Consider the following 26,619-nt stretch of genomic DNA (forward strand, 5'->3'; position numbering starts at 1 on the left):
TATTTAAACTTTCTGACTAATTTTTCTTTTATATATATTTTTACCCACTCTATTTATATGATCAAGAAATTCAGGATTCTTAATTTTATGATAAATTGATAGATCAAACTTATAGGGTAACATTAAATCATCTAAATCAAACTCAATTTGATTTATTAAGCTTAAGTCAATTTCATCGCCAATTAAAGAAATATCAATGTCGGATGCGGATTTATAATTACCCATAGCTCTTGAGCCATAAAGCAGTGCTTCTTCAATTTGAGGGTAATTTGAAAAAACAGACTTTATGTTGTAAATATCTTCTTTTGTTAAACCTGAATTTTCCATTTAAAACATTTTTCCTTGTTCCCCACTTCTTTTAGATTCCATATTTTTTTGGAATTCCAAAAATGCTGGATAATAATCATTTAATATCCTATGATAAATTTCATCGGCAATATCCTCGTCATAGGTGTGAGAAGTTTTATTTCGGCTACCAATCATATCCATCCAAACTTTACCATCTGAGACAAGATTCAACTGAAATGCCTCTCTGGTAGCATCTCTACTCCCACCAACTTCAAAATTCCCTTGATATTTAGCATAATCCTTCATTACATTCCAAGCTAACTCATGGGTATATTCAAAACGCTGGATTAAGCCTTCTTTTATCATTTCATCTAAAACATCATTTAAATCATTTTCATCTAGCGTTTCTTCTTTACCTAAAACATTTTGATTGATATATTCAATGGCTTCAGAAAGCTTTTTTAACGCTTTCACATAATTTGAAAATCTCTGTTCCCACCTGATATCGTGTTCCATGTTAGATGAATTATAAATATTACAATTAAAAGTAAAGCTTAACTGTTGCAAAAGAAAATAACAACGTAAACAAAGTAATAATAATTGCTTCTTAAATAATATGACATTATCTACTTATTAGAATGAAACCCAATAGTATTACCTTCAGTGTCCATGCAAATACTGCAAAATCCATGTTCACCTATTGGTTCTTTATTTTGCAATACTTTTCCGCCTGCAGCTGTAACTCTGGATGCTTCAGCCCCACAGTCTTTGCTGGTAAAGTAGACCAATGTACCGCCAGTTCCTGGTTTCATCTCTTTGGTTTTACACAATGCACCACTGATATTAGCTCCACCTTCCGCCCAGGGAAAACTGACCATTTCCAAATCACCAAATCCTCCAGGTGTTTGCATCGGTATCATTTCGATTTGCAATACATCTTCGTAGAACTTTTGAGCTCTGCTCATATCTTCTACATAAATTTCTACCCAAGTGAATGGGTTCTTTGATTGAGTTGCCATAGTATCTAGTTTAGTTTCAATTAGGCATTATTGTTCGTTAAATTGTTAGAGTAAAAGAAATCCTTACAATCATTTACGTCTCCATAATCTTCTTTAATTCCTGTAACCCATATTCCAAATCAGCACCCAGCATTTCCTCAAAATCCATCACTACCAACATCAAATTCATAGGGTAAGCCATAGAACCATTAAAACCCCAAGTCACTTTGGTTTGATTATCCCCTACTGCTTCGAGTTTTAAATAAGCTTTGTCATTAGATTCGAATGGTTCTTTAAATCTCAATGCATAATCTATACGGTTTTTATCTATAGCTAGAATTTCTTGTTCGCCCACTCCTACTTCATCACTTTCACTTTCCCAAGCAGCTATAAAACCAACTGTTCCATCAACTCCTGTATAAGTGTTTTTCATATCAGGATCCATGGTCGCCCATTTACTAAATTGATCTTGATTCTTTAAATATTTGACATAATCAAATACTTCCTGATGCGATGCATTAATGGTGACTTCTCTAGAAACTTCATATTCTTTGTCAGCTACTGCAGCTACAACCAATGCTAAAACAATAATCCCCAGGATTGCAAATCCAATAATCTTTAGAATTTTCATAGTTCATAAGTTTAAAAAGTGTTATCGAAAATAAAAATAATATTTGAACGGCTAGAAAATATTGAAGAATAAATACGAGTGTAAATTGAAATCTTATCAAATTTAACAAACATTAAATATTGCTGAAATCATCCCTAAAGCATTGTTTTATATGAAATTCTGTTCTAAAGATTTAAACCAAATAATAAAGGCTAACGAACGTTAGATAAGTTCATTTTTACGCTTTTTTGAAAATATTTTAGAATTTTATTTTGTTTTAAAAAATCAGTACTTTACATTTGAGGCATGAGATACACACAAGGTCGATTTTATTTTTACTTTTATTTTATCCCGCTCAGACGAGTCGGTCCTTGTTATGCTATGTAATTACTAAACTAAAACATACTTCAAGCCCGGTTCGCAAGAGTCGGGCTTTTTTTTGTCCAAAATTTAAAACAACAGAAATATGAACACATTGAAAATGAAAGATTGGGGACTGGGTCTCGGAAAACATGTAGTCATAGCTGAACCTTGCTCGGTAGAAACAGAAAAGCAAATTGATGACCTTTGTAACAGCTTTGAGCGTGAACCGCAAATAGGTATGTTTCGAGGAGGAATTTGGAAACCACGTACACGCCCAGGAAACTTCGAAGGGTTGGGAGAAGAAGCTTTGCCTTGGCTTCAGAAAGTAAAAAGCAGACTGCATATTCCCGTTTGTGTTGAAGTGGCCAATACAAGCCACGTGGAAGCTGCTTTAAAACACGATATTGATGTATTATGGATTGGAGCCAGAACTACCGTTAATCCATTCTCCGTACAGGAAATAGCAGATTCATTGAGAGGAGTTGACATCCCAGTAATGGTAAAAAACCCAATTAATCCTGATTTGGCTTTATGGGTTGGGGCTTTGGAAAGAATGTATGATGTAGGCATCAATAAATTAGCGGCTATCCACAGAGGATTTGCTGATCCTTATGACAAAATATACAGAAACAAGCCTAACTGGAATTTGGCTATGCAATTGAAACTGGAATTGCCTGAAATTGAAATCATTAATGACCCTAGCCATATTTCAGGAAAATCAGAAATGGTGCAGGCTGTATCGCAAAGAGCACTTAATTTTGGAATGGACGGATTAATGATAGAAACACATCCGAACCCTGCTGAGGCATGGTCTGATGCCCGTCAGCAGTTAAATCCTGAGCAATTATTGACTTTATTAAAAGAAATTTCTTTCCGTGAGCGCATTGATTTTGAAAATCAGATTCCAGAAAATTTGAAAGAAATGCGTGATTCAATCGATCATATTGATCAAAAACTAATAGATTTACTTTCTGATCGATTCCATTTGATAGACAAAGTTGGGGCTTACAAAAAAGCACATGAATTATCTGTTTACCAAGGTGGGAGATGGAAGGATGTATTGGAAAGCAGAGTTAAGCTAGGAACTGAGAAGGATATGAGCGAGAAGTTTATGAAAAACTTGCTAATAGCCATACATGATGAATCCATTAAAAGACAGGAAAAGCAAATTGCCAACAAGGATATTGAACCTTTAACCATTATATGAGCAAAGTTTACTTTAAGGATTTAAGTTATATAAAAGAGCTTTTAGCTTCGGTGGAGCACTCACAATTGTTTGTTTTAGCGGATGAAAACAGTAAAGAACATTGTTATCCGTTGATTAAGGATTATTTGGAGTATCATCAGGTAATAGAAATAGCTTCAGGCGAAAAACATAAAACCTTGGACAGCTGCAGTTTGATTTGGAATGCGTTAACTAATGCTACGGCAGATAGAAAGGCACTCTTGATAAATTTAGGCGGTGGAGTTATTACAGATATGGGTGGTTTTTGTGCGGGTACCTATAAAAGGGGAATTCATTTTATCAATATCCCTACTACTTTGCTCTCCCAAGTTGATGCAAGCGTAGGAGCTAAAACAGGTATTGACTTTAATGGTTATAAAAACCATATCGGACTATTTTGTGAAGCTGAAGCAGTCTTAGTAAATCCTATATTTCATACAACTTTGCCTCAAGAACAATTGGTTTCAGGATATGCTGAAATGCTAAAACACGGCTTAATAGCTAATGAAAAGCATTGGCAAGATTGCCTTAACAATGGAATTGAAAAATTTAGCAATGAATTGATTCAGCAATCGGTAAAAATAAAAGAAGATGTAGTGGAAGCTGACCCAACTGAAAAAGGATTACGGAAGATTTTGAATTTTGGACATACGATCGGACATGCTATTGAAACGCATTTATTAAATACTGAAAATGAATTATTACATGGTGAGGCAATAGGATTGGGAATGATAGCAGAAGCATATATTAGTAAATCAAAAGGATTATTAAACGAGCAAGATTATCAAATAATTGTTGATGAATTAGGGGAAATTTACAAAAGCCCTAAAATCAAAAAAGCCTCTTATTCGGAGATAAAAAGGCTTTGTAAACAAGATAAAAAGAATGAAAATGGTGAACTCAATATGAGCTTACTACAAAATATCGGTAAAGCCCTATATGATATTCCTGTTGAAGAGGAACTCATAGATGAAGCTTTAAATGAAATACTATAATTTCATTTTCTCACGAAATGATTTTGCACTATGGATAGCTGAATCGCTTAGGTCGTTTAACCAATCTGTATCTAAACTATCTTCAGTGTGTCTTTTAATATTTCGCAACCGATCAGCTACAGTTTTTGAGACTTTTTTACCATTTTTACTACTCAAAAAAGCTCCTGCTGCTACCACAGTGGCAGCTCCAGCTAAAAATGAAAAAATTGATTTACTTGTGGCACTCATTTTATTTAAATTTTAAAGTTGATAGTCTATTAACGCTTAACTTATAAAAACAGTTTAAACTAATAAAGAAAATTTTGAATTATTTTATAAAACAATATAAAAATTCTATCAATCAAGAAATTTGTTCTATCAATTTACCCAGTTCAAAAAGTGAGTCGAACAGATTGTTGATTATGAATGCACTCTCTGGTGAGAAAATTACTATTGAAAATCTTTCTAGTGCAAGGGATACCCAAACTCTAATCAGGCTTTTAAAGAATGAAAAGGATTTAAACACATTTGATGTCTTGGATGCAGGAACTGCAATGCGATTTCTTACTGCCTATTTTGCAGTTTCTACGAAAAAAGAAGTAGTTATAACTGGAACGGAGCGTATGCAAAAACGTCCAATTGGAATTCTAGTAAATGCTTTAAAATCAATTGGGGCTGAAATCAGCTATGAAAATGAAGAAGGATATCCACCCTTAAGAATTAAATCTTTTCAAAAGCAAACCAGCTCAAAGATATCCATTCCTGGAAATATAAGTAGTCAATACATTTCTGCTCTATTAATGATAGCTCCTTCCCTACCGCAAGGATTGGAAATCAATATTGAACCACCCGTTTTCAGTAAGCCTTATATTGACATGACTTTGGGCTTGATGCAATTATCTGGGATTCAATATTCTCAAAATGACTATTTAATTTCCATAAAGCATCAAAATTACCAAGAGAGCAAGCAAAGCGTAGAATCAGACTGGTCAGCGGCTAGTTATTGGTTTTCAATTATTGCTCAATCCGAAATTGGAAGAAAAGTATTCTTGAAAGGATTGAAAAGTAAAAGCTTTCAAGGAGACAATGTGATAAAAGATATAGCAAAAGATTTTGGAGTTAGTTTTCAATTTCAAGAAAATGGTGTTCTGCTAGAAAAAACAGACATCGTTCGAAAAAAGACATTGAAACTGGATTTTAAAAAATGTCCTGATTTAGCTCAGACTGTTTTGCCATGTGCTGCTTCCTTAAATATTGATTTAGAAATGACGGGGTTGGAGAGCTTAAGAATTAAGGAAACAGACAGAATATCGGCTTTGCAAAATGAATTATCAAAATTCAATTGCCAACTTACAGAGCCTGAGAAAGGAACTTGGAAGCTAGAAAGTTCAATTTTCACAGCAAAAGAAAATATAGAAATAGAAACTTACGAAGATCATCGAATGGCAATGGGTTTTGCACCTTTAGCCTTAAAAACAGGAATCCAAATTAAAGATATTGAGGTAGTGAATAAATCCTACCCTAGTTTTTGGGAGGATTTAGAATTATTCGGCTTTGATTTGATTGAGCAATGAATTGAAATATTGAGGAGCTTTTAGCATTCTACTGCCATACCAGCTGAACATTTCTCCATCAACAATAATAAAATTAGCATTAGGAAATTCCTCTTTTAGCTCTTTAATATGCTTTTCTTGAAATGGAAAAGGTTCTGAGGAAAGGAATATATAATCTGGATTATCTTTTACTATTTTACTCATCTCTATTTCAGGATATCTATCTTTTTGAATAATATTTATAAATCCACAATGAGAAAGCATTTGGGAAATAAAGGTATCTGCACCAGCCCACATCCAGGGTTCCTTCCAAATACAATAGGATATTTTAAGCTTTTTAGAAGGGCTTTTTATCAAATCAAACCGCTGGCGAATACTGGAAATAATCTCTTCCGCTTTTGTAGTCTTTCCTGTTAATTCTACTATATCTGTCATCATTTTTATAGCAGAATCAAAATCAGAAACATCAGAAACATATACGGGGCAGATTTTTGAAAGCTTTTCTACATAATGCTTTACATTCTCCTCTTTACTTGCAATAATCAAATCCGGCTTTAAATCTCTTATTTTATCTAAATGCTGTTGCTTTGTACCACCAATAATTTCTTTCTCTTTTCTCCATTTAGAGGGGTGAACACAAAATTTAGTAATTCCTACAACTTTATCATCCAAGCCTAAATCATCTAAATATTCTGTAATGGAAGGGACTAAACTTATGATTCTTTCGGATTTGGAATCTAATTCAATTAAATTACCTATTTGATCTTGTATTGCAGGCATATTTTGTCAGAAAATAAATTTTAAGCATAAAAAAAACTTCATCTTTTCGGACGAAGCTTTAACTTTAATGTTTTCATTTTTTAAATGGCAATCCCCATATTAACTAATTGACTTGAAATTTTCAGATTACTATTATCAAAAGTAGATTGATTAATTTCGAATTTTAATTTTCCCCCAACTTCCCTGAAATTTATAGAAGATCCTTTTTTGCCTAAACCAGATTTATCAGTGATAATTAAAGTCGGTTTAGTATCATATTTTTCTAAAATTGTTTCAAAGTCTCTACTTTTATTAGAAGCTAAATAAATAATATGTGCATTATTTATAGCCGAAACATCTGAAACTTTAACGATTTCAGCATTTTGTCCTTTAACTTTCCTTTGGCCATATAACTTATTCAATTGTTCATAAACGTCATCATCTCCATAAACGGCAATCACAAACTCACCAGATTTAGTTTCTGCTGGCCACTCTATATATTTTATAAAGTTAAAGATCAACATGGAATGTAATTCATGAATAGGTCTTTGCGCATTAGCATTAAAAGAACTAAAACTTACAAAAACAAAGAAAAGAGCAATGAAAATTCTAAAAATATGTTTCATAATATAACTATTTCTATTCCTATGGTTAGATAAAATTAAGACTATTCTTTGGGAAAATATATTACTACATAGGAATTAGTAATTCTATTGGTCGAAATATTATATAAGTACAATTAATACTTTATATATTGTAATTTTAAATAAAAAACCCTAGCAGAAAGATTAATCCAATCTCCAGCTAGGGTAAAAAACTAAACTAAATCACTATATTTTATTATATCAAAATACCCATGCTGGATAATTGATTTGAAACTTTCAAGTTATTCCCTTTAATAGATTCTTGATTAATTTCAAATTTCAATTTACCATTAACTTCTTGGAAATTGATACAGCTTCCTCTTTTACCAAGTCCATTTTTATCAGTAATCATTAAAGTAGATTTCCCAGAGAATTTTTCCTTCGCTGCGTCAAATTCTCTACTTCTATTGCTTGATATGTAAAGGACATGTGCATTGTTAACTGAACTTACATTGTCTACATTCACCACTTTTACATTTTGACCTTTAACGGTTCTATTGGTGTAAAAATTCTGAATTGTAGAAGCAACATTCTCATCTCCTACTACAGCAATAACGAAATTTCCTGCTTTAGCTTCTGCTGGCCATTCTACATATTTAATAAAATTAAACATAAGCATAGAATGGATTTCATGGATTGGTCTATCTCCAGATTTTAAACTGAAACCAAATGCCATTAATGCGATTAAAATAAATACCCTACTGATTCTTTTCATTTCTTATTTATTGATAATTTACATCACAAAGGTAGAAGTATGATCTTTATCAGTAAATCGAAAAAGCACCAATAGCTTTCAGAAGTAATATTTTAATATATTAAGACAATTTGTATTTAAAATTGTGCTTATCTTTCAGGTTTACAACGAATAAATGTAATAAATCAATAACAGATTGTACATCCTTGCTGTGTACCATTTCAACAGTTGTATGCATGTACTTAAGTGGAAGTGATACTAAAGCCGATGGAACGCCCTCGTTGCTGTACGCAAATGCATCAGTATCAGTACCTGTAGCTCTACTAGCAGCCGACCTTTGAAAAGGAATATTTTCTTTTTCTGCCAATTCAATCAACATTTTCAGTAGGTTATTTTGCACAGCTGGCCCATAAGTCAGAACTGGCCCTTTACCTGATTTTTGATCTCCGCTTTCTATCTTGTTATAAAGTGGGGAGTGTGTATCGTGGCAAACATCTGTAATGACAGCAACATCGGGCTTAATTTGATGGGCAATCATTTCTGCACCTTTCAATCCTACCTCTTCTTGAACTGAATTAACTATGTATAATGCAAAAGGGATTTTTTCTTTATTCTCATGGATTTTACGCGCTACTTCTGCAATCATAAATCCACCAATTCTATTATCCAATGCTCTGCCTACTATATAATCTTTATCTTTCAGATACATCAATTCATCATCGAAGGTGATGACACAGCCTACATGAATGCCCATTTTCTCCACTTCCTCTTTATTATCTGCCCCCACATCTATGAAAATATTTTTCAATTCTGGCTTTATATCATTCTCTTTATTTCTAACATGAATAGCTGGCCAACCGAATATTCCTTTTACGATTCCCTTATCGGTATGGATATTAACTCTTTTAGAGGGTGCAATTTGATGATCTGAACCTCCATTTCGCACAACATAAATATATCCATCATCAGAAATGTAATTAACAAACCAAGAAATCTCATCAGCATGTGCTTCAATTACCACTTTGTATGGTGCGTCTTTATTGATGATGGCTGCTACCGTTCCATAATTGTCTTGAATAAATTCATCAGTATATGGCTTAATGTATTCTAACCAAAGCTTTTGCCCGCTGGTTTCGAATCCTGTTGGTGCTGCATTATTTAAATATTTGAAAAGAAAATCTTCTGCTATCTTATCCATAATTGAATTTTGAATTAATTAAATGTCAATGCTAAGATAAGCGTTGCTAACAGCAAAATGTTACCCAATAGTAATAAAATCTCAGAAATCCGATTTTAATTCCTACCTGCAATTAGAAATGGTAAGAGAAAAATTGCGCCAATAGTCGCAAAAGATAAACTAAATGCAAAGCCTAATATCCTAAAAGGCAAAAGAAGTAACCATATAAGTGGGTAAAGAAATAAAGCGATAATAGCTAGCGGCCAACAAATAACCAACAGTATGCACCAAAGTAAGAATTTTATCATGATTCTAAATCGTTTTTACTAATCATGATTCAATTGATGTGCCAAGAGTTAAAAAGCGGTCTATGATGGTTTTTACAAGCTATTATCTAAAATTTTGTATTACAAATGAACAGTTATATGTTCGGTTTTGTACGGTTGAGAAGTTTTAGTTAACTGAAAATTGTATTCATCATTCGATAAATCAGAAGTAAAAATTGAAAATAAAAAATCCTCAAGCTTTCTGGAAACTTGAGGATTCTTGTCCTATTGAGTTCAATTTATTTATTGATTCTTATAAACCTTGCCTTTTTTCATAACAAAATTAACGGATTCCATGGTATTGATATTTTCTGTAGGATCCTCGCTAACCGCAATAATATCTGCCATTTTGCCTTCAGAAATAGACCCATATTTATCGTATACATTGAGTAGTTTTGCTGGGGTAATAGTAGCTGAAATAATTGATTCCATAGGCTTCATACCTGCTTCCACCATATAGCCAAATTCCTTTCCGTTATTTCCATGAACAAATACTCCTGCATCGGTACCAAAAGCAATATTCACTCCCTTTTTATAAGCTTTTCCAAAAGTATCTTGAATTTTAGGGCCTATAGCTTTCGCCTTTGGAACTATCACCTCTGGATAATAACCTTCAATTTCAGCCAATTCAGCTACACTTTTACCTGCAGTAATGGTGGGCACATAATAGGCATCATACTCTTTCATTAGCTCCATAGTTTCTTCAGACATCAAAGTGCCGTGTTCTATGGTTTTAATACCTGCTCTGATGGCACGCTGCATTCCTTCATCTCCGTGTGCATGAGCAGCAGTTAGCATTCCATAATCATTTGCAGTTTCTACTATCGCCTTTAATTCATCTTCAAAGAATTGAGGATTTTGACCATTTTTAGCCATACTTAACACTCCACCTGTAGCGGTGATTTTTATTACATCAGCTCCATTTTTATAGCGTTGACGGACTGCTTTTCTAGCCTCCTCTGGACTGTTCACTACTCCTTCAGCAGGTCCAGGATTACCCATTAAATCATCTTTATAGCCGTTTGTCGGATCTGCATGTCCGCCTGTGGTAGCGATTGATTTTCCTGCTGAATAAATGGTAGGCCCTACTACATAACCCTTATTGATAGCATCTCTCAAACTACTATTCACACCACTACCGCCCAAATCACGAACTGATGTGAATCCAGCCATTAAAGTCTTTTTGGCATAAACAGTAGATTGAAAAGCCACATCTGCCTCATTTAATGTAAATCGTTTGATATAGCCATCTTTGGATGTTTCGCTCTCTAAGTGCACATGCATATCGAACAAACCTGGCATAACCGTTTTGGATTTCAAATCAATAGCTTTAGCATCATCAGGAACTTCAGAATATCCCTTTTCCACCGACTTGATTATATCTCCTTCAATAATAATGGTCATTTCTGTCAAGACTTTTGATTTCTCAACATCAATTACTTTACCGCAATGCAAATAGGTAGTTTGAGCCAGTAAACTGACACTCATAAAAACCATTAAGAAAATTAGATATAGCTTTTTCATATATATTTATATTTATTTTTTGTTATACTTTTCTAAAACTTTTAAAGTAAATCATCAGGATTATTGATGTACAATCCTAATTCCTTATCGCTTAGTTCAGGCTGTTTGTTCTCATCCTTTGCTGTTACAATTGAATTAGTAATACTACCAACTAGTCCTCTATCTAAACTCATTCGTTCAGCTATTACAGCACACATTTGAGCTTCCCTTTCATCTAGTTTGTTATCTACCAGCATCATTTGAATATACTCATAGAGGAAAATAATTTTTTCTTTAAGGGTTTCAGGTTCATGAAAATTAACTTCTGATGCCTCATCAATAATTTCATCTAATTCTTTTTCTGTTACACCATTTTTTCTTCCTAAGGCATAGAGATATCTCCTTTCTTCTTTGACAAAACGATTATCAATTTTAGCTAGCTGGTATAAATGAATTAGGTGGGAATATATTTTATCAGTAGTCAATTCAAGCTCAAATTTCATGTGTATTTATTGATTTCATATTTATCACCCCGATAACTCAGGGTATGCTATGGAATTGACAAAAATATTTAACAGGTGATTAGAATAAATTCTCCTTTAAATATATTTGCTCATTTCAATATTAAAATTTCATCACATTAAGTAGCAATATACAATTTGTTGCGGAATATTCCATCGAATTACCTTATATTGAAAATCATGAATTTTTTGGCTCATATATATCTTTCAGGTGAATCTGATGAATTGAAAATTGGAAATTTTATTGGTGATTTTGTGAAAGCTTCGGATATGGAGCATTATAGTGAAGTCATCAATCGAGGCATAAGAATGCATTGGGCCATTGATGAATTTACTGATCAACATTCTGTTGTGCAACAGAGTAAAGATAGATTAAGACCAAAATATGGGCATTATGCAGGAGTGATAGTTGATATTTATTACGATCACTTTTTGGCTAGAAACTGGAAGGATTATCATACTGAAGATTTAAGGCCTTATGTTGATAAACAATATAAAATGTTGGAAAATCATAAAAGCATATTACCCCGAAAAGTTGTACATATGCTTCCTTATATGATAAAACATGACTGGTTATATAATTACCAGTATTTTGAGGGAATTGAAAGAGTAATGCAGGGAATGGCAAACCGATCGAATTTTAATTCAAAAATGGATGAATCTGTGGTGGAATTAAAAAAATATCACAAAGAATTTGAAAAAGAATTTCAGGAATTTTTTCCTGAGTTAAAAGCATTTTGTGAAGCTTTTAAACAAAAAATATAAATGCAAGATTATTTCTAGAAAAACAAAAAAATCCTGTCGGATTTATTAAAAATAAAGTCCAACAGGATTAGTATTCATAAACTACTGAATTACAATAGCTACTTTATTTAATTTTTTAGCTTCAAGCGTATCGGTTTGAACACCTAAATTATTATTATTCATTTTACCTTTTTCGGCATGAACATGATAAACTTTAGGTTCTAAATCTTTAAAGGTGACTCTTCCTTTTTTATCTGTTACTTGGGTTTCAGCAACAGGATTTTCACTCTTTCTGTAGTCATCATTGCTACCATAAAGCGTTACTTCAGCCCCTTCTTGAATATTCCCTAAATCATCTTGAATCACAATTCTTAAATTTGTTTTCAGGAATTGGTCTTCCTCGGATTTAGGAGTAAATTGGAAGAACATAAAAGCCGACACGACTAATAAACTCAATGCAAATGTTAATTTTCTCATAGTTATTAATGTTTGGGTGATTCTACGTTTATCTATATGAAATTGTTATTAATCATTAAAATAAGGTAGTATCAGATTTTATCTATTACAATCCTAATAAATTAATTTTATCAGTAATGTTTTCATTTTGTAATTCTGAACTAAGCTTATTAAAATCCTCTTTATCGAATCTTTGATTGATTTGTCCATCTTTTAACATAAAGATCTCATCACACATATCAGTTAAACTTGAAATGATATGAGAAGAAATCAGAATTGTCTTTCCAAGAGCTTTAAGACTTTTAATCAGTTCCGAAATCATTATGTTGCTTTGAATATCCACCCCATTAAATGGCTCATCTAAAATAAAAAAGTCATTTTTTTGCAACAGGATTGCTAGCAAAGCCAATTTCTTTTTCATTCCAGTTGAATATTGAGAAGCATATCGATCCAATGGAAGGTCAAAGATGTTCTTTTTATTAATATCCTTATAACTTACACCTCTCGCATTACACATCATCATAATGTATTCTCTTGCTGTCAACTTTGGCATAAAATATGGCTCTGTCAACAACAGTCCCAAATGATTTTTTAATGGTTCATAATCTGAATCTATTCTACCTTCAAAATCTTCTAATCCAGCTATGCATTTAAATAGTGTAGTTTTACCACTCCCGTTTTCACCTACAAAACCATAGATATACCCACTATTTAATTGCAAATTGATTGTATTCAGAACCTTAGCATTACCATATGATTTAGATAGATTATATATTTTTATCATTTTAAGACTTTACTTAGGCTTTTAATAGATTGAAAATAAAAATAGGGAAATGTTATGAGGATTAATGGCGGAAAATAGAATGTCACAGAAAAAACAATGCTTTCTTTTAATCCAACTTTTTCAGGGAAGGCAGAGTATTTAATAAAAACAACAGCCATCATGAAGAATACCCCTACACCATATAAAATCAAAATTTGATAAATGTTATAGGGGAAGAAAAGTGATAGTAAAATAATTAATGGCAAATAAAGTATAGCATTAAAAACAGAGGCAACCTTTATTTTATCCCATAAGAATCGGTTTGGGTTATCTTTGTGAGTCCAAACATAAAATTCATCTTCCATAAAGGAATAGTAACTGAAAGATATCAAGAAACTTACAATAAGAGTAAATAGACCTAGATTAAAATTATCTACCTTGACAGCAATAATTGCTATTGCATAATTTAAGACTATAACTAAAAATGTTTTACGAAATCCTACAATAAATTCGAAAGGTCTCTTTTTAAAGGGTGTAGGTAGAATAAATCGAAATTTTGAATCCCATGGTAAAAGTGCCAGCAATGAACTAAATATCAATAATAATCCTGAAACCAAGAAGGCTTTACTTATCAATAAAACAATTAAAAAAGGGACTGAAATCATTAAATTTTCTAGCAATCGGATTAAATGAAATTTTTGATCTCCATAACAAATTCTTAAAAATTCATTTCTTTTAAAGTCTGCAATTCTAATAGAAAGGAATAAAGGTATTGCAAAATAAATATAACCAGCATATTCATATTTGTTGAAAAATAGCATCGATAGACCACCAAAACTAATTGAAACCAATATCCAAGCCAGAATGATATTCAATCCAGCTTCTTTCATATGTCGATTAATGATACTCCACTGTATTTGAAAGTATAATTTCACCTATGATTAAAAATTATGTAGTTAGCGTTCAAGTTAAACCTAAACAAAAAAAGCAACAAACCTTACGATCTGTTGCTTTCAATTTAGTGATTCCTAATGATTAAGCTGTGCGCCCAATCAGTTTTAAATGTCTTGTATGAGATCCCATAGCTGCCATCATTGATGGGAATTCATTGTAAGCAATATTGAACTGCTCACAAGTTTCTTTAACCAATTTATTAATAGCTGGGTAGTGAACATGACTTATTCTTGGAAATAAATGGTGTTCAACTTGAAAGTTCAAGCCACCAGTATACCAGTTTAAGACTTTACTTTTTGTTCCAAAATTGGCTGTAGTTCTAATTTGGTGAATTGCCCATTCTGTCGGGATAATTTTCTCTCCTTCAACGGGAGCATCATGAAAATCAGTCGATTCAACAACATGCGCTAATTGAAATACTACACCTATCGGTTCGATCCTGTCACTACTGAAACTATCAAATAGCCTAAAATAGTAGCTAAAACGCCTTTCATTAAAATAGGTAGAATAAAGAAAGTAGTGATGTAGGCCAATTTAGTAGCCCAAAAGATGATATGTTCTTTCACACTCATTTTAGCTAATTCTGTATTAGCTACTTTTCTGGTGAAATATTTTTTAAAGTCTTGGAAGAAAACCCAAAATGCATAAGAAGTTGCATATAAAGGATAAGCATAAACATGCTGAAATTTATGATACCACCTTCTCTTTTGGTGAGTAGAAACCCTAATAAAAGGGCCAATATTAATATCATCATCCATTCCTTCAATATTAGTAAAAGAGTGATGATTTTTATTATGTTTATTTTTCCAAATAAAAACTACCCCTCCCATTAGGTTTAAGGTTAGTCCCATCATGTAATTCACATGCTTGTTATTTGAGAAGCTACCATGAGCTCCATCATGCATAACATTAAATCCTATTGCCGCCAAATTCAATCCAAAAATTGCGCACAATGTTATAGAAAGCCAAATTGGCATACTTACAAATACGATTAAAGAATAAAGGATAGCAAAGGAAGCCAATAAAATAGTGGCTTTAGTGTAAAGTTTGCTGTTTCCCCATGTTTTCAAATCGTTTTGTTTGAAATAGGCGTCAACTTTCTTTTTCAATGTTGGGAAAAAGTTGTTGTCTGTGATTTTTGTTTTTGCTGATACTTCTTGCATAGTTTAATTTAATCTTGACTTGTTTAACGAGCAAATCAATTGTTTCGTTCATAAATTTAGAAGTAAATAATAAGCACTCATAAAATTTGGCGAATAATTCGATGAATGTGGAAAAATAAATCGATTTGTTAAGTATTTTCTTTTGAATCCTCTACAATTATTAAACAAATACGAAACTTTTGCGACTAAATTCAAAATTTCACCCAATAGAATAAATATCTAAACTTCTTACATTCATTCAAAATTTTAATTTTAAAATGGAATAATATAATTTTTATTCAGCTCTATCTAATGTTATAATAGATTCAAAACAATTGTAATTATTATAAGTTTATAAAAAATTCAATATTCAGAAATCCGGAATTACTTTAAAAGTCGTTAGTTTGACAATACATTTCTAACTTTAGATTTATCATTGTTGCAGATTGAAAAAACCAAACAACATAGCGCTCATATTTTTCAGCCGAACCAAAGCTGATGAAGCAAGGCAGAAGTCGTGGTTTAGGGTAAAGTCTAAAAACCAAGAATTAGCACAGCTTCTTATTGAGAGGGCTAGTTCTGCAATAAAAGCTTCTGGAATTCCTGTTTTTCATTTTGATGAACAAAAACAAATAGGAAACTCATTCGGAGAACGCATTGCCAATGCTTACCAGGAAGTATTTGATTTAGGATATGAGCAAGTAATTTCAGTGGGAAATGACTGTCCAGATCTAAAAAACATTAATTGGGAAGAAATAACTCAAGCATTATCATCAGGTAAATCAGTTTTAGGTCCAGACATCAGAGGTGGAGCTTACTTAATAGGAATTCAAAAAACTGAATTTGATAAAACAAAATTTGAAAACCTCAGCTGGCAAAAAAACACACTTTATAGTGGCCTTAAAGAATTTTGCTCTAGCACTTCTAAATTAACCGAGTTAACGCAATTCAGGGATCTCAACTCCCTTCATGATATTCAAATCATTTCTTTTGCTCGCACTTCAGAAGACCATTTCTTTAAATTAATTTCCCGACTTTTAATTTCCAGGATTCAATCACCAGTAGAATCCAAAACAACCCATCACGATTTTCACATTTTCAAAGACTCTCCGCTAAGAGCACCCCCTTTCTTAAAAGCATCCTAAATCCTTATTAAGAGCATTCCTGAAACTGAAGCATGTACTTCAATCTGTTGGAATACTTTTTATATCACTCATTCAACATATTAAATTTTTACAAAATTATTATGCAAAAATATTTATCCTTTTTGCTGTTAGCTGCTGGCTTGTTTTTTATTGCTTGTGATAGTCAGGAAAAATCTAAAAACTGGAAAGAAGCCTCCTGGCAGGAAATAGAACAAGAAGCAAATGGCACTAACGTCAATTTTATGATGTGGCAAGGCAGCCCTGTCATCAATGATTATATTAATAATTATGTAGCCCCTACCCTACAGGAAAAATATAATATCAAGCTTAATGTCAGTAGCGGACAAGGCCCTGAAATTGTGCAGTTGCTCATGGGAGAAAAGCAAGCAGGTTCGGAAGAAGGACAGGTTGATATAGTCTGGATAAATGGCGAAACCTTTTTTCAGTTGAGAAAAATTGAGGGGCTTTGGGGGCCTTTTACTGAAAAACTTCCCAATGCAGAATTCATCGATTTTAATGACCCCTATATCAGTATAGATTTTCAGCAAGAAACTAATGGAATGGAATGTCCTTGGGGAATTAGTCAGTTTGCATTGGTTTATGATAGTGCAAAAACTCAAAATCCACCCAAAAGTCTGGCGCAACTTGAGCAATTCATTAAAACAAATCCCGGCACCTTCACTATTTCCAATGATTTTTCGGGAATGACTTTATTAAAATGCTTTATGGCTGAATTAAGCGGTAGCCCCGATGGACTGGATGGTGCATTTAATCAGGAAAAGTACGATTCACTTTCGGCTCAATTATGGGATTACATCAATCAAAATAAAAAATATTTCTGGAAAGAAGGAAGAACTTTCCCTAAGGAGCATAGCAAAATGGACCAAATGTTTTCCAGCGGTGAAATTCTGCTTTCCTACGGCTTTAGTGAAGGCGGAATTGAAGATAAAGTGCTGCAGGGCTTATTTCCAAAAAGCACGAAAGGCTATGCATGGGAAAATGGTACCATACTGAATTCCAATTATCTAGGCATCACTTACAATTCGCAAAACAAAGCCGGGGCTATGCAAGTCATCAACTTCCTGATTTCACCGGAAGCACAATTGAAAAAAGCTGCCCCATCTGGGATGAATGCGAACACGGTTTTGGATATTTCAAAGCTTCCTGAAGATTATAAAAAGCAGTTTCAAGAAATAACGGCCAGACAATACGGCCCTTCATTGGAAGAACTTTCGGAAAATGCAATAAGAGAGCCTGCGCCTGAATATATGCTCAATATTTACGAAGATTTTAGAACATACGTCATTGAAAAATAAGGGGAAACATATCGGCTTTTTTCTTTTTGTAGTGTTTGCGGTACTACCGTTTACGCTTGCATTTGGATATGCTTTACTGTATTCTTTCGGCATCATAGGGGTAGTAAATGAAGGCTTCACTTTAGCTTTCTGGAAAGATGTTTTTACATCACACACCCTGGGGACATCCTTTTTGTATAGCGGCACCATTGCTGCCATAGGGGTAATTCTTTCTGTTGGCCTGGCCTTGTGGGTAGTGTTGAATTTCAAAGAGAGTTTCAATAATAAATATCTTTCTTTCATTATATATATGCCACTTGCAGTTCCTGGAATTGTCTCTGCCTTTTTTACTTATCAACTTTTTGCCCAATCAGGTTTCTTTTCGAGAATCAGCCATACATTTGGCTGGATTGATTCCGCCCAGCAATTTCCTGATTTGGTAAATGATAATTTAGCAATCGGCATCATCATTACTTTCATTAGCCTTTTAACGCCATTTTTCATATTGCTCTATCTCAATATTTATAAGGATGAGAGAATTGAAGAGCTCAGCCAGTTATCGAAGGCATTAGGCGCAAACAAAAAGCAAATAGCTATTCGGGTGAGCTTACCGATTATGTTAAAAAAATCATGGGTGTTGATTGTGCTTTACTTCATCTTTCTACTAGGAGCCTATGAAGTGCCTTTAATTTTAGGTCAGGAATCTCCTCAAATGCTGTCGGTATTGATTCTAAGGGAATTGAAGCAGTTTGATTTGAGTAAAATTTCGGAGGGCTATGTGATGGCTGTAGTTTATACGGTCATGATTATGCTAGTAACCCTTTTTATTTTTTCACGCAAAAAATTAAAAAACAATGCCTATTAGCCTGAGACCTTTCTTTCTGTCGGCAATGGTATTGCTGATTCTCTTTCCATTCATTTATTTGTTATGGTTATCCTTGTCTGCAGATTGGTCATATCCGAATGTATTGCCTGAATATTTCGGATTGAAAAACTGGAAAGCACTACTGGTTTCAGAAACTGGACTACTTTGGAGCTTCTTTCAATCCGTGATTATTTCAGTTTCGGTGGGCTTTACAGCCACCTTAAGTGGTTTTGTGATTAGTCGAAACATCGCCTACCATCCGAAAAAGAATACGCTTACGGTACTGAGCTATTTCCCTTACATTATTTCACCCGTGGTTTTCGGAGCATGTTTGAGCTATTTCTTTTTGAAAATGGGGATCTTCGGTCAAATGACAGGCGTAATCATTGCGCAATTCATGATAAGCTTCCCTTATGCTCTTATATTTTTCAATAGCTTTTGGGGAGAAAAAACCAAAAACATGGAAGCCTTAGTATCCACTTTAGGAGGCAACAGATTCTATAGTTTTACAAAAGTTTTACTTCCTCTTGCTAAAGGAATGTTGCTGGTTTGTTTCTTTCAAACCTTCCTTATTTCATGGTTTGAGTACGGCTTAACTTCTGTGATTGGAGTTGGAAAAGTGCAGACCTTAACCATAAAGGTATTTTTATTCATTCGAGAGTCGAATTACTTCTATGGTGCTTTAAGTTGTTGTTTGCTGATTTTACCGCCTTTGGTGCTAATGTATATCAACAAAAAATATGTATTTAATAAACTGACTTAATGTTTTTAGAAATTCAAAATATCAAAAAAAGTTTTGGCGAAGAGCAAATAGTGAAAGATTTGAATTTTTCATTAGCTCCTCATAAAACCCTGAGTGTTCTAGGCAAATCCGGTTGCGGAAAAACCAGTATGCTGAAAATCATCGGTGGGCTCTTAAAGGCCGATAGCGGGAAAATCATACTGAATGGAAATGACATCAGCTCACTGCAAGCTGAAAAGCGAAGTATAGTTTACCTCTACCAGGAAGATTTGCTATTCCCGCACTTGAATGTATTCGAAAATATCGCATTCGGGCTTCGCATCAAAAAGCAAAAAGAAGAACATATTCAAAGCAAGGTAAAGGAAATGCTTGAGCTTTTGGAACTGGGAAATCAAGGGGAGAAAATGCCTCATCAGCTTTCTGGCGGTCAAAGGCAGCGGGTTTCTTTTGGCAGAGCTATCATTATAAATCCAGCATTGCTATTGCTGGATGAGCCTTTCGGTAGCCTCGATGCCGGCACCCGCCAAAGAATGCAACAACTCTTTAAAGACATAGCTCATAAATTTAATATCACCTCACTATTTGTGACGCATGATTTGAAAGAGGCAATTCTAATGGGAGATGAAATCGCATTTATGCAAAATGGGAAACTGAAGGTTTATCAAAACAAAGAAGAATTTATTGCAGACCCATCTACGGGCGTGCAAAATGAAATAGGTTTTTGGGAAAATTTAATAACAAAAGAGCAAAAAACACCAACATTATAACACATAACTATATGGAAACTAAGAATATTTGGATAGATACAGACTTATCGGTGGGCATGAAAAGACACATCAGGGAAGGCTATTGTGATGTGGATGATGGATATGCTTTGCTGCAGCTCTTTAAAGCAGAAAATATAGATATAAAAGGCATAAGTGCGGTTTTTGGCAACACTCAAATTGATGATGCTTACAGGCTTTGTCAAAAAATGAGCACTGAATTTGCCAAAAATAAAATTCCTGTTTATAAAGGAGCAGGCACAGCCATTGACCTCCAAAATGTGGAAAGCAATGAAGCAGTAGAAGCCCTTGCCGAAGCCTTGAAGAAAGATGAATTGACCATTTTGGCAATTGGCCCTGCCAGCAATGTGGGTATTTTATTGCTGAAATATCCTGAGCTAAACAAGCAAATCAAAGAAGTGGTTTTGGTGGCAGGAAGAAGAAATCCAACTGATTACTTTAGAATAGGAAATCAAGGAAATCACGCTCGTGACTTAAATTTCGATTTAGATAATCATGCTTTCAATATCATGTTTGAGGCAGGCGTAGCGGTCACTTTATGCCCCTTTGAAATTTCAAGCAAAGTATGGGTTAAAGGGGAAGATTTAAAAGCACTGGATAATGGAGAAGCTGGCAATCAATGGTTAGCCGAACATTCTCAACCATGGTTAGACCAATGGCTCAGTCAAGGTGCTGATGGTTTTAATCCATTTGATGTGCTGGCTAGTCACTATATAATTTCGCCCGAAGATATCATCAGCGAAGATTTAAAAGCTGAACTACAAATCCATCCGGATGATACCATAAAAGAAAATGAACGCAATGTTTTCAAAAACTACTTGCTGTGTCATAAAGATGGAACCTATCCAGTGAAATATTGCCATGATGTGGTGCCCAATTATCACAAAAAACTTATGAATTCTTTAACCAAAAAAAGCTAAACCCTATGATGAAACTTGACTCACAATTAGAAACCATCAATAATTACCTGGTGGATAAAAAATGGCTCCCCGATAATGAGAAAGTAGAAAGTGTTGAAAAACCTGGGGAAGGGAACATGAACTTTACGCTAAGGTGCAAAACTTCATCTAATCTAACCTTCATTATCAAGCAAAGCCGGGATTTTGTAGAAAAATTTCCTCAGGTGCCAGCGCCAGAAGAACGCGTATTGAGAGAAGCAGAATTCTATGAAACCATAAAAGGACATGTGGATTTGAACAGCAGAACTCCAAAAATAACTGCGGTGGACAAAGAAAACCACATTATGCTAATGGAGGACTTGGGTGAAAGCAGTGATTACACTTTCCTTTATCAAGAAGGAAAAACGCTGGCAGAAACGGAATTGAAGGAAATTATGCATTTCATAGCGGATTTGCATAGCAATTTCACCACAGATAATTGCACTAACATTATTCAGAATAAGGAAATGCGAAAACTCAATCATGAGCATATCTTTAAATTTCCCTTTCAAAAGGATAATGGAATGAACCTGGACGATGTTTTACCGGGGCTGGAAGAAGTAAAACAAAACATCATTAAGCAGGATGGATTGCAACAAACACTTCAAGAACTGGGAGAAATATATTTGGCAGACGGCAAGCACTTATTGCATGGTGATTATTTCCCAGGAAGCTGGCTTAATACTACATCAGGCTTAAAAATCATAGACCCTGAGTTTTGCTTTTTTGGCCAAAGGAATTTGAAATAGGGGTATGTATGGCACATCTCTACCTGGCACAGCAACCGCATGTCTTTATTCAGAAAGCCATGGATTTTTATAAAGAGAAAGCTCCTTTTGATGATATATTGATGATGAAATTCATGGCAGTAGAAATGATGCGAAGAATTCTGGGACTGGCCCAACTTCCTATCAATCAAACACTGGAAGAAAGAAAAGCATTAGTGGAAAGAGGCGTAATGATGCTTACTAAATATTGATATCATGGAGAATAAATTTAATCAGTACGACCAAATCTACTGGGCTTTTACGCAATTATGCAACGACAAATGCCTGCATTGCTACAATAGCTCAGGTCCCCAAGGGACAAGAATTAGCGAAGAAGATTGCCTGGCCATAGTGGACAATTTACCAGATGGATTACAAAAGCTAATTCTCAGCGGTGGGGAACCACTGGCAGAAAAACAGAAATTATACGCCATTCTTCAGCGACTGCAAGAAAAATATAAAGGCAAGCTGGATGTGGCTTTACAATTCAATGGTGATTTATTGAATGAAGAAATACTGCGAAAATTGATGGAATTAGGTGTTAATCATTTTTCCATTGCAAGCATAGACCGCTATCATAAAAAGCAGGGTGCACGAAAAGAAGCCTTATCCGAATTATTTGAATCGCAAGGAATAGTGCTGAAGGCCGGACAACCAGAGCTTTCACGGGCCGAGCGGATGAAAAAGAAAAAGCAGCTGACATACGGTTTTTTTGGAGCTACAGAGGACATGTGGCTAGGAGGAAATTGGGCTAGAGGCAGAGCTTTGGAGGAAGATATCTGGCTAAAGGATGGCACTCATAACTTCTGTGCTATTCATTCAGGAGCTATTGGCTTTATGGATAACAAAGAAGCCGATGTAACACAGGAATTATCTATTCAATTATGGAAAGTCAATCCATGCTGCCCCGGAACAGTAGCACCTATGGGTGATGCTAGAAAGGAGAAGATTGCGGATATAGTCGGAAGAATGAGCAAGCATGAAGTGATGAAGAGACTCAACAAAGGCAACATTTTCGCAATTGGAGAAAGTATTGGTTTTCGAGAAGAATACGGACGGAAAAGAGCCAAAGAACTGAAAAATGTATGTCTGTGGTGTGACGAATTCTTCACTAAGCATTATGATATCAAAACCCAAAAAGCAAAATAAAATCAATTTCAACTCAACTAAAAATGAAGAAACTTATACTTATTTTATGCTATTTAATGAGCTTTAATTTGCTAGCTCAAAATAGCAATACTTATACTTCCCGCGTACTCGATCCCAAAGGAGAAGCCATTCCAGGGGCAGTGGTGAATGAAGTAGGAACGGAAAGATTTGCCGTGACCTTAAAAGATGGCAGTTTTCAGTTAAAAACTCCATCTGAGAATTTTACGCTTAGTGTACAATCCTTAGGCTTCAAAGATTTCACACTGGAAGTTCAAAATGGCCAACTACCCGAAAAAATCGCACTTTCAGAAGATTTGGAAGAGCTTGATGAAGTGGTGGTTACTGCATTAGGAATTGAGCGGGAAAAACAATCATTGGGCTCAGCTGTAACAGAAGTAGATAGTCGTGCGCTAACTGATGTTCCAATGACTAATGTAGTCAATAGTCTGGCAGGGCAAGTTGCTGGGGTTCAAATCACAAATGGTTCATCAGGCGTTGGTTCTTCTTCCAGAATTATCATCAGAGGGGAAAACTCCCTAAGCGGAAGAAATGAACCACTTTTCGTAGTAGATGGTGTACCCATTAGCAACCGCCAAATCACCAGCGACCTGGTGAATGATGGAGCTTTGCAGGAGGTTGATTATGGAAATGGCGCTGCTGAAATAAATCCAGATGATATTGCTTCCATCTCTATTTTGAAAGGAGCCGGTTCAGCAGCACTTTATGGAGCACGTGCAGCTAATGGAGTGGTTTTAATCACTACAAAAAGAGGTGAAAGAAAAGAAGGCTTCGGAGTAAGTACTAGCAGTCTCCTCACTTTTGAAACGCTTTTGACTTTACCGGACTATCAAAATGAATATGGGGGTGGTTCCAATGGCGAATATGCATTTCAAAATGGAATAGGTGCAGGAATTAATGATGGTGGTATCAGCAGCTATGGCCCTCGATTGGATATAGGGCTAATGATTCCACAATTTGACTCTCCTTCAGTAGATGTCAACGGCAATCCTGTAAGAGCGGGAGATGTGATTGCAAGAAGAAGAGCAGATGGCACTTTTACAGATATCACCCCTACTCCATGGGTTTCCCGTCCTGATAATGTAAGGAATTTCTTTGAAACGGGAATTACATCTCAGCAAAATATTGCCGTGCATTCTTCCAGCGAAAAAAGTAAGATTAGGTTAGCTTACAGTAACTTAAGGAATGAAGGTATTTTGCCTAATACTGGATTAGAAAGAGACGGAATATCTTTAAGCCTTGACCAGCAAATCAATAATCGAATCAGTATTAACTCTTATGTGAACTACATTAATTCAAGAAGTGATAACCGACCAAATCTCGGCTATGGCTATGAAAATGTAATGTACGGCTTCAACTGGACTGGTAGAAATTTCAACATCGCTTCCATGAAAGATTATTGGCAAGCTGGACAGGAAGGGGTGCAGCACTATGATTTTAATTATTTATGGCTGACCAATCCTTATTTGACCTTATTTGAAAACACTAATAGTTTTGATAAAAACAGGTTACTGGGAAACATCTCCTTGAATTATGATATCACGGACAAACTCAGTTTGAGCTTAAGAAGTGGCATAGACCGATACAATGACGAAAGGGAATTCAGAAGAGCAGTCAGCACAAATCGAAATCCTTTTGGAAGTTACAGAGAAGATAATGTAGTCTATAATGAAATGAATTCTGATCTATTATTGACCTACAGAGACCGCATTAATAATGACTTTAAATATAGCATCTCGGCAGGAGCAAATCGATTTGACCAGCAAATTTCCTATGCTTATTCTCAAGCTTCACAATTGGCTTTACCGGGCATTTATTCTTTAGCTAATTCCAGAACTCCTTTAGTAGGAAACAGTCAGGAATTCAACAAGCGTATCAACAGCATTTATGGCATAGGAAATATCAGTTATCGGTCAAAAGTATATTTGGACTTAACAGCCCGAAACGATTGGAGCAGCACATTGCCTGATGATTTTGCTTACTATTCAGCTGGCCTAAGTTTCGTTTTGGATGGATTAATGGAAACGGCTGATAACATTTCTTTTGCAAATGTTAGATTAAGTGCGGCTAGTGTAGGAAATGATACAGACCCTTATCAAACCCGCCAAACCTATGTTTTCAATCAAAATTATGGCTCTTTATTCAGGGTGACCAATGAATCACTATTGAAAAATCCTGATTTGAAGCCTGAAAGATTAAATGCTTTGGAAGCAGGGACTGAAATTCGCTTATTCAATGACCGACTACAATTTGATATCGCAACCTATCAAAATACGAGTATCGACCAAATTATTTCTCGTCCTATTTCAAATGCCTCAGGCTTTCAAAATAAAAATGAAAACGGTGGAGAAGTGAGAACCCGGGGACTGGAAGTTTTAGTAAGTGGTAGAATTATTAATAATGAAAATCTAAAATGGACAAGCTCCTTAAATTTTAACACCTATAACAGCATAGTCACTGAGTTACCAGAAGGTGTAAGTCAATATGTAACAGGAGTTGCCAATGTATTTGGAGGCTCCGGAGGCTCCAATTCTGTCTTTTATATCGCAAGAGAGAATGGACGTGTAGGCGATATGTACGGCAGTGGTTTTGTAGAAATCGAAGGTGAAACCCTTTACGAAAATGGCTTACCTGTCCAGGATGGCAACTTAAGATTATTGGGCAATTACAATCCTGCCTTTATGTTCGGATGGAATAATCAGCTTAGCTATCGGAATTTTGTACTTTCCATGCTTTGGGACTGGCGCCAGGGAGGCACTATAGTTTCCAGAACAAAGGCGCTCGGTAGCACATCTGGAGTTTTACAGGAAACCTTAGAAGGTAGAGAAAACGGAATCGTAGGTGATGGCGTGATGAATGTTGGCACAGATGAAAATCCTGAATATGTTGCTAATGATGTGAATGTTCCAGCCAGCCAGTTTTACAATAACTTCTATGACAGAGGAAATGAAGCAAGCGCTTTATATGATGCCTCTTACATCAAATTAAGGCAATTGAGCCTTTATTACACGCTTAATGGTTCCTTTGCTGAAAGGATAGGTTTTAAGAATATTAAAATCGGTTTTATCGGAAGTAACTTATTGCTATTTACCGAAAATCCACATTTCGACCCTGAACTGAATGCTTTACAGGAAACAAGCATTACATACGGAGTAGAAGATATGTCTTATCCATCTACCCGAAGCTTCGGATTCAGTATCAAAACAAATTTTTAATCCTTT

At 34.7% G+C, this 26,619-nt stretch carries 30 protein-coding genes; 14 read left to right on the plus strand and 16 right to left on the minus strand.

Annotation, left to right across the window (positions count from 1 at the left end):
- Positions 1–3: 3 nt before the first annotated feature.
- From ABWH96_RS16400 to ABWH96_RS16415, 4 genes are all read right to left on the minus strand, one after another.
- Entirely contained in the window at positions 4–327 is a 324-nt protein-coding gene (locus tag ABWH96_RS16400) for a nucleotidyltransferase domain-containing protein (protein ID WP_375578589.1), read from the minus strand.
- Positions 328–804, minus strand: a complete 477-nt coding sequence (locus ABWH96_RS16405; protein ID WP_375578590.1) for a nucleotidyltransferase substrate binding protein — start codon at positions 802–804, stop codon at positions 328–330. It lies immediately after the preceding gene.
- 110 nt (positions 805–914) lie between these two features.
- Positions 915–1,307 (minus strand): VOC family protein, encoded by a 393-nt coding sequence (locus tag ABWH96_RS16410; RefSeq protein ID WP_375578591.1) that lies wholly within the window; start codon positions 1,305–1,307, stop codon positions 915–917.
- A gap of 73 nt (positions 1,308–1,380) precedes the next feature.
- Positions 1,381–1,917 carry an SRPBCC family protein gene (locus ABWH96_RS16415; RefSeq protein WP_375578592.1) on the minus strand — a complete coding sequence of 179 codons (537 nt, stop codon included), beginning with the start codon at positions 1,915–1,917 and terminating at the stop codon, positions 1,381–1,383.
- A 445-nt stretch (positions 1,918–2,362) separates the two neighbouring features.
- On the opposite strand from ABWH96_RS16415, the gene ABWH96_RS16420 reads away from it, so the two are divergent.
- Together ABWH96_RS16420 and aroB are read left to right on the plus strand one after the other, a co-directional pair.
- The gene (locus tag ABWH96_RS16420; protein WP_375578593.1) at positions 2,363–3,466 is read left to right on the plus strand and encodes a chorismate mutase; all 1,104 of its coding nucleotides are present in this window, start codon (positions 2,363–2,365) and stop codon (positions 3,464–3,466) included.
- Positions 3,463–4,479 carry a 3-dehydroquinate synthase gene (gene aroB, locus ABWH96_RS16425; protein WP_375578594.1) on the plus strand — a complete coding sequence of 339 codons (1,017 nt, stop codon included), beginning with the start codon at positions 3,463–3,465 and terminating at the stop codon, positions 4,477–4,479. Before ABWH96_RS16420 ends, aroB begins: the two co-directional genes overlap by 4 nt.
- Here the strand turns inward: aroB and ABWH96_RS16430 are convergent.
- A complete protein-coding gene (locus ABWH96_RS16430) occupies positions 4,474–4,707 on the minus strand; it encodes a hypothetical protein (protein ID WP_375578595.1) in 234 nt (77 codons plus the stop codon). The genes aroB and ABWH96_RS16430 overlap by 6 nt on opposite strands.
- Before the next feature lie 74 nt (positions 4,708–4,781).
- Between ABWH96_RS16430 and ABWH96_RS16435 the strand changes: the two genes are divergently transcribed.
- The gene (locus ABWH96_RS16435; RefSeq protein WP_375578596.1) at positions 4,782–6,032 is read left to right on the plus strand and encodes a 3-phosphoshikimate 1-carboxyvinyltransferase; all 1,251 of its coding nucleotides are present in this window, start codon (positions 4,782–4,784) and stop codon (positions 6,030–6,032) included.
- Here the strand turns inward: ABWH96_RS16435 and ABWH96_RS16440 are convergent.
- The 6 genes from ABWH96_RS16440 to ABWH96_RS16465 form a co-directional block, all read right to left on the minus strand.
- On the minus strand, positions 6,003–6,791 hold the full coding sequence (locus ABWH96_RS16440) for an ABC transporter substrate-binding protein (RefSeq protein WP_375578597.1): 789 nt from the start codon (positions 6,789–6,791) through the stop codon (positions 6,003–6,005). The genes ABWH96_RS16435 and ABWH96_RS16440 overlap by 30 nt on opposite strands.
- Positions 6,792–6,871: 80 nt before the next feature.
- The gene (locus tag ABWH96_RS16445) at positions 6,872–7,396 is read right to left on the minus strand and encodes a YfiR family protein (RefSeq protein ID WP_375578598.1); all 525 of its coding nucleotides are present in this window, start codon (positions 7,394–7,396) and stop codon (positions 6,872–6,874) included.
- Positions 7,397–7,610: 214 nt separating this feature from the next.
- On the minus strand, positions 7,611–8,129 hold the full coding sequence (locus ABWH96_RS16450) for a YfiR family protein (RefSeq protein WP_375578599.1): 519 nt from the start codon (positions 8,127–8,129) through the stop codon (positions 7,611–7,613).
- Positions 8,130–8,229: 100 nt separating this feature from the next.
- The gene (locus tag ABWH96_RS16455) at positions 8,230–9,306 is read right to left on the minus strand and encodes a M42 family metallopeptidase (RefSeq protein WP_375578600.1); all 1,077 of its coding nucleotides are present in this window, start codon (positions 9,304–9,306) and stop codon (positions 8,230–8,232) included.
- Positions 9,307–9,854: 548 nt separating this feature from the next.
- On the minus strand, positions 9,855–11,135 hold the full coding sequence (locus ABWH96_RS16460; RefSeq protein ID WP_375578601.1) for an amidohydrolase family protein: 1,281 nt from the start codon (positions 11,133–11,135) through the stop codon (positions 9,855–9,857).
- A 41-nt stretch (positions 11,136–11,176) separates the two neighbouring features.
- Positions 11,177–11,617, minus strand: a complete 441-nt coding sequence (locus ABWH96_RS16465; protein ID WP_375578602.1) for a hypothetical protein — start codon at positions 11,615–11,617, stop codon at positions 11,177–11,179.
- Positions 11,618–11,815: 198 nt separating this feature from the next.
- Between ABWH96_RS16465 and ABWH96_RS16470 the strand changes: the two genes are divergently transcribed.
- Positions 11,816–12,400, plus strand: a complete 585-nt coding sequence (locus ABWH96_RS16470) for an ACP phosphodiesterase (RefSeq protein ID WP_375578603.1) — start codon at positions 11,816–11,818, stop codon at positions 12,398–12,400.
- An 81-nt stretch (positions 12,401–12,481) separates the two neighbouring features.
- Here ABWH96_RS16470 and ABWH96_RS16475 read toward each other — a convergent pair whose 3' ends face one another.
- From ABWH96_RS16475 to ABWH96_RS16495, 5 genes are all read right to left on the minus strand, one after another.
- The gene (locus ABWH96_RS16475; RefSeq protein WP_375578604.1) at positions 12,482–12,856 is read right to left on the minus strand and encodes a carboxypeptidase regulatory-like domain-containing protein; all 375 of its coding nucleotides are present in this window, start codon (positions 12,854–12,856) and stop codon (positions 12,482–12,484) included.
- 85 nt (positions 12,857–12,941) lie between these two features.
- Complete coding sequence (locus tag ABWH96_RS16480) at positions 12,942–13,619, minus strand: ATP-binding cassette domain-containing protein (RefSeq protein ID WP_375578605.1); 678 nt, start codon at positions 13,617–13,619, stop codon at positions 12,942–12,944.
- On the minus strand, positions 13,616–14,533 hold the full coding sequence (locus tag ABWH96_RS16485; protein ID WP_375578606.1) for a hypothetical protein: 918 nt from the start codon (positions 14,531–14,533) through the stop codon (positions 13,616–13,618). The genes ABWH96_RS16480 and ABWH96_RS16485 overlap by 4 nt, the downstream gene beginning before the upstream one ends.
- Before the next feature lie 100 nt (positions 14,534–14,633).
- Entirely contained in the window at positions 14,634–15,086 is a 453-nt protein-coding gene (locus ABWH96_RS16490) for a fatty acid desaturase (protein WP_375581495.1), read from the minus strand.
- A complete protein-coding gene (locus ABWH96_RS16495; protein ID WP_375578607.1) occupies positions 14,978–15,715 on the minus strand; it encodes a fatty acid desaturase family protein in 738 nt (245 codons plus the stop codon). The genes ABWH96_RS16490 and ABWH96_RS16495 overlap by 109 nt, the downstream gene beginning before the upstream one ends.
- Before the next feature lie 425 nt (positions 15,716–16,140).
- Between ABWH96_RS16495 and ABWH96_RS16500 the strand changes: the two genes are divergently transcribed.
- The 10 genes from ABWH96_RS16500 (at position 16,141) to ABWH96_RS16545 (ending at position 26,613) form a co-directional block, all read left to right on the plus strand.
- Positions 16,141–16,839 carry a DUF2064 domain-containing protein gene (locus ABWH96_RS16500; protein WP_375578608.1) on the plus strand — a complete coding sequence of 233 codons (699 nt, stop codon included), beginning with the start codon at positions 16,141–16,143 and terminating at the stop codon, positions 16,837–16,839.
- A 101-nt stretch (positions 16,840–16,940) separates the two neighbouring features.
- The gene (locus ABWH96_RS16505; protein ID WP_375578609.1) at positions 16,941–18,155 is read left to right on the plus strand and encodes an ABC transporter substrate-binding protein; all 1,215 of its coding nucleotides are present in this window, start codon (positions 16,941–16,943) and stop codon (positions 18,153–18,155) included.
- Positions 18,145–18,999, plus strand: a complete 855-nt coding sequence (locus ABWH96_RS16510; RefSeq protein ID WP_375578610.1) for an ABC transporter permease — start codon at positions 18,145–18,147, stop codon at positions 18,997–18,999. Before ABWH96_RS16505 ends, ABWH96_RS16510 begins: the two co-directional genes overlap by 11 nt.
- A complete protein-coding gene (locus ABWH96_RS16515; protein ID WP_375578611.1) occupies positions 18,989–19,762 on the plus strand; it encodes an ABC transporter permease in 774 nt (257 codons plus the stop codon). Before ABWH96_RS16510 ends, ABWH96_RS16515 begins: the two co-directional genes overlap by 11 nt.
- Positions 19,762–20,508 carry an ABC transporter ATP-binding protein gene (locus tag ABWH96_RS16520; RefSeq protein ID WP_375578612.1) on the plus strand — a complete coding sequence of 249 codons (747 nt, stop codon included), beginning with the start codon at positions 19,762–19,764 and terminating at the stop codon, positions 20,506–20,508. The genes ABWH96_RS16515 and ABWH96_RS16520 overlap by 1 nt, the downstream gene beginning before the upstream one ends.
- 11 nt (positions 20,509–20,519) lie before the next feature.
- Entirely contained in the window at positions 20,520–21,446 is a 927-nt protein-coding gene (locus ABWH96_RS16525; RefSeq protein WP_375578613.1) for a nucleoside hydrolase, read from the plus strand.
- Between the two features lie 5 nt (positions 21,447–21,451).
- Positions 21,452–22,213: a phosphotransferase gene (locus ABWH96_RS16530; RefSeq protein WP_375578614.1), complete on the plus strand. Its 762-nt coding sequence runs from the start codon at positions 21,452–21,454 to the stop codon at positions 22,211–22,213.
- An 8-nt stretch (positions 22,214–22,221) separates the two neighbouring features.
- Positions 22,222–22,443 carry a hypothetical protein gene (locus ABWH96_RS16535; RefSeq protein WP_375578615.1) on the plus strand — a complete coding sequence of 74 codons (222 nt, stop codon included), beginning with the start codon at positions 22,222–22,224 and terminating at the stop codon, positions 22,441–22,443.
- Positions 22,444–22,447: 4 nt separating this feature from the next.
- Complete coding sequence (locus tag ABWH96_RS16540) at positions 22,448–23,380, plus strand: radical SAM protein (RefSeq protein ID WP_375578616.1); 933 nt, start codon at positions 22,448–22,450, stop codon at positions 23,378–23,380.
- A 23-nt stretch (positions 23,381–23,403) separates the two neighbouring features.
- Positions 23,404–26,613 carry a SusC/RagA family TonB-linked outer membrane protein gene (locus ABWH96_RS16545; RefSeq protein WP_375578617.1) on the plus strand — a complete coding sequence of 1,070 codons (3,210 nt, stop codon included), beginning with the start codon at positions 23,404–23,406 and terminating at the stop codon, positions 26,611–26,613.
- The last annotated feature ends 6 nt before the right edge of the window (positions 26,614–26,619 follow it).

It is taken from the genome of Marivirga tractuosa (genome assembly GCF_042140215.1).
In the GTDB taxonomy this organism is placed as follows: domain Bacteria; phylum Bacteroidota; class Bacteroidia; order Cytophagales; family Cyclobacteriaceae; genus Marivirga; species Marivirga tractuosa_A.

Excerpts from the sequence above, each read along its gene's own strand:
- ABWH96_RS16495 (WP_375578607.1), bottom strand. The coding sequence starts at position 15,715 with ATGCAAGAAGTATCAGCAAAAACAAAAATCACAGACAACAACTTTTTC.
- ABWH96_RS16480 (WP_375578605.1), bottom strand. The coding sequence starts at position 13,619 with ATGATAAAAATATATAATCTATCTAAATCATATGGTAATGCTAAGGTT.
- ABWH96_RS16465 (WP_375578602.1), bottom strand. The coding sequence starts at position 11,617 with ATGAAATTTGAGCTTGAATTGACTACTGATAAAATATATTCCCACCTA.
- ABWH96_RS16540 (WP_375578616.1), top strand. The coding sequence starts at position 22,448 with ATGGAGAATAAATTTAATCAGTACGACCAAATCTACTGGGCTTTTACG.
- ABWH96_RS16450 (WP_375578599.1), bottom strand. The coding sequence starts at position 8,129 with ATGAAAAGAATCAGTAGGGTATTTATTTTAATCGCATTAATGGCATTT.
- ABWH96_RS16455 (WP_375578600.1), bottom strand. The coding sequence starts at position 9,306 with ATGGATAAGATAGCAGAAGATTTTCTTTTCAAATATTTAAATAATGCA.
- ABWH96_RS16420 (WP_375578593.1), top strand. The coding sequence starts at position 2,363 with ATGAACACATTGAAAATGAAAGATTGGGGACTGGGTCTCGGAAAACAT.
- ABWH96_RS16535 (WP_375578615.1), top strand. The coding sequence starts at position 22,222 with ATGGCACATCTCTACCTGGCACAGCAACCGCATGTCTTTATTCAGAAA.
- ABWH96_RS16530 (WP_375578614.1), top strand. The coding sequence starts at position 21,452 with ATGATGAAACTTGACTCACAATTAGAAACCATCAATAATTACCTGGTG.
- ABWH96_RS16505 (WP_375578609.1), top strand. The coding sequence starts at position 16,941 with ATGCAAAAATATTTATCCTTTTTGCTGTTAGCTGCTGGCTTGTTTTTT.
- ABWH96_RS16460 (WP_375578601.1), bottom strand. The coding sequence starts at position 11,135 with ATGAAAAAGCTATATCTAATTTTCTTAATGGTTTTTATGAGTGTCAGT.
- ABWH96_RS16410 (WP_375578591.1), bottom strand. The coding sequence starts at position 1,307 with ATGGCAACTCAATCAAAGAACCCATTCACTTGGGTAGAAATTTATGTA.
- ABWH96_RS16545 (WP_375578617.1), top strand. The coding sequence starts at position 23,404 with ATGAAGAAACTTATACTTATTTTATGCTATTTAATGAGCTTTAATTTG.
- ABWH96_RS16440 (WP_375578597.1), bottom strand. The coding sequence starts at position 6,791 with ATGCCTGCAATACAAGATCAAATAGGTAATTTAATTGAATTAGATTCC.
- ABWH96_RS16405 (WP_375578590.1), bottom strand. The coding sequence starts at position 804 with ATGGAACACGATATCAGGTGGGAACAGAGATTTTCAAATTATGTGAAA.
- ABWH96_RS16475 (WP_375578604.1), bottom strand. The coding sequence starts at position 12,856 with ATGAGAAAATTAACATTTGCATTGAGTTTATTAGTCGTGTCGGCTTTT.
- ABWH96_RS16430 (WP_375578595.1), bottom strand. The coding sequence starts at position 4,707 with ATGAGTGCCACAAGTAAATCAATTTTTTCATTTTTAGCTGGAGCTGCC.
- ABWH96_RS16515 (WP_375578611.1), top strand. The coding sequence starts at position 18,989 with ATGCCTATTAGCCTGAGACCTTTCTTTCTGTCGGCAATGGTATTGCTG.
- ABWH96_RS16400 (WP_375578589.1), bottom strand. The coding sequence starts at position 327 with ATGGAAAATTCAGGTTTAACAAAAGAAGATATTTACAACATAAAGTCT.
- ABWH96_RS16445 (WP_375578598.1), bottom strand. The coding sequence starts at position 7,396 with ATGAAACATATTTTTAGAATTTTCATTGCTCTTTTCTTTGTTTTTGTA.
- aroB (WP_375578594.1), top strand. The coding sequence starts at position 3,463 with ATGAGCAAAGTTTACTTTAAGGATTTAAGTTATATAAAAGAGCTTTTA.
- ABWH96_RS16520 (WP_375578612.1), top strand. The coding sequence starts at position 19,762 with ATGTTTTTAGAAATTCAAAATATCAAAAAAAGTTTTGGCGAAGAGCAA.
- ABWH96_RS16525 (WP_375578613.1), top strand. The coding sequence starts at position 20,520 with ATGGAAACTAAGAATATTTGGATAGATACAGACTTATCGGTGGGCATG.
- ABWH96_RS16415 (WP_375578592.1), bottom strand. The coding sequence starts at position 1,917 with ATGAAAATTCTAAAGATTATTGGATTTGCAATCCTGGGGATTATTGTT.
- ABWH96_RS16470 (WP_375578603.1), top strand. The coding sequence starts at position 11,816 with ATGAATTTTTTGGCTCATATATATCTTTCAGGTGAATCTGATGAATTG.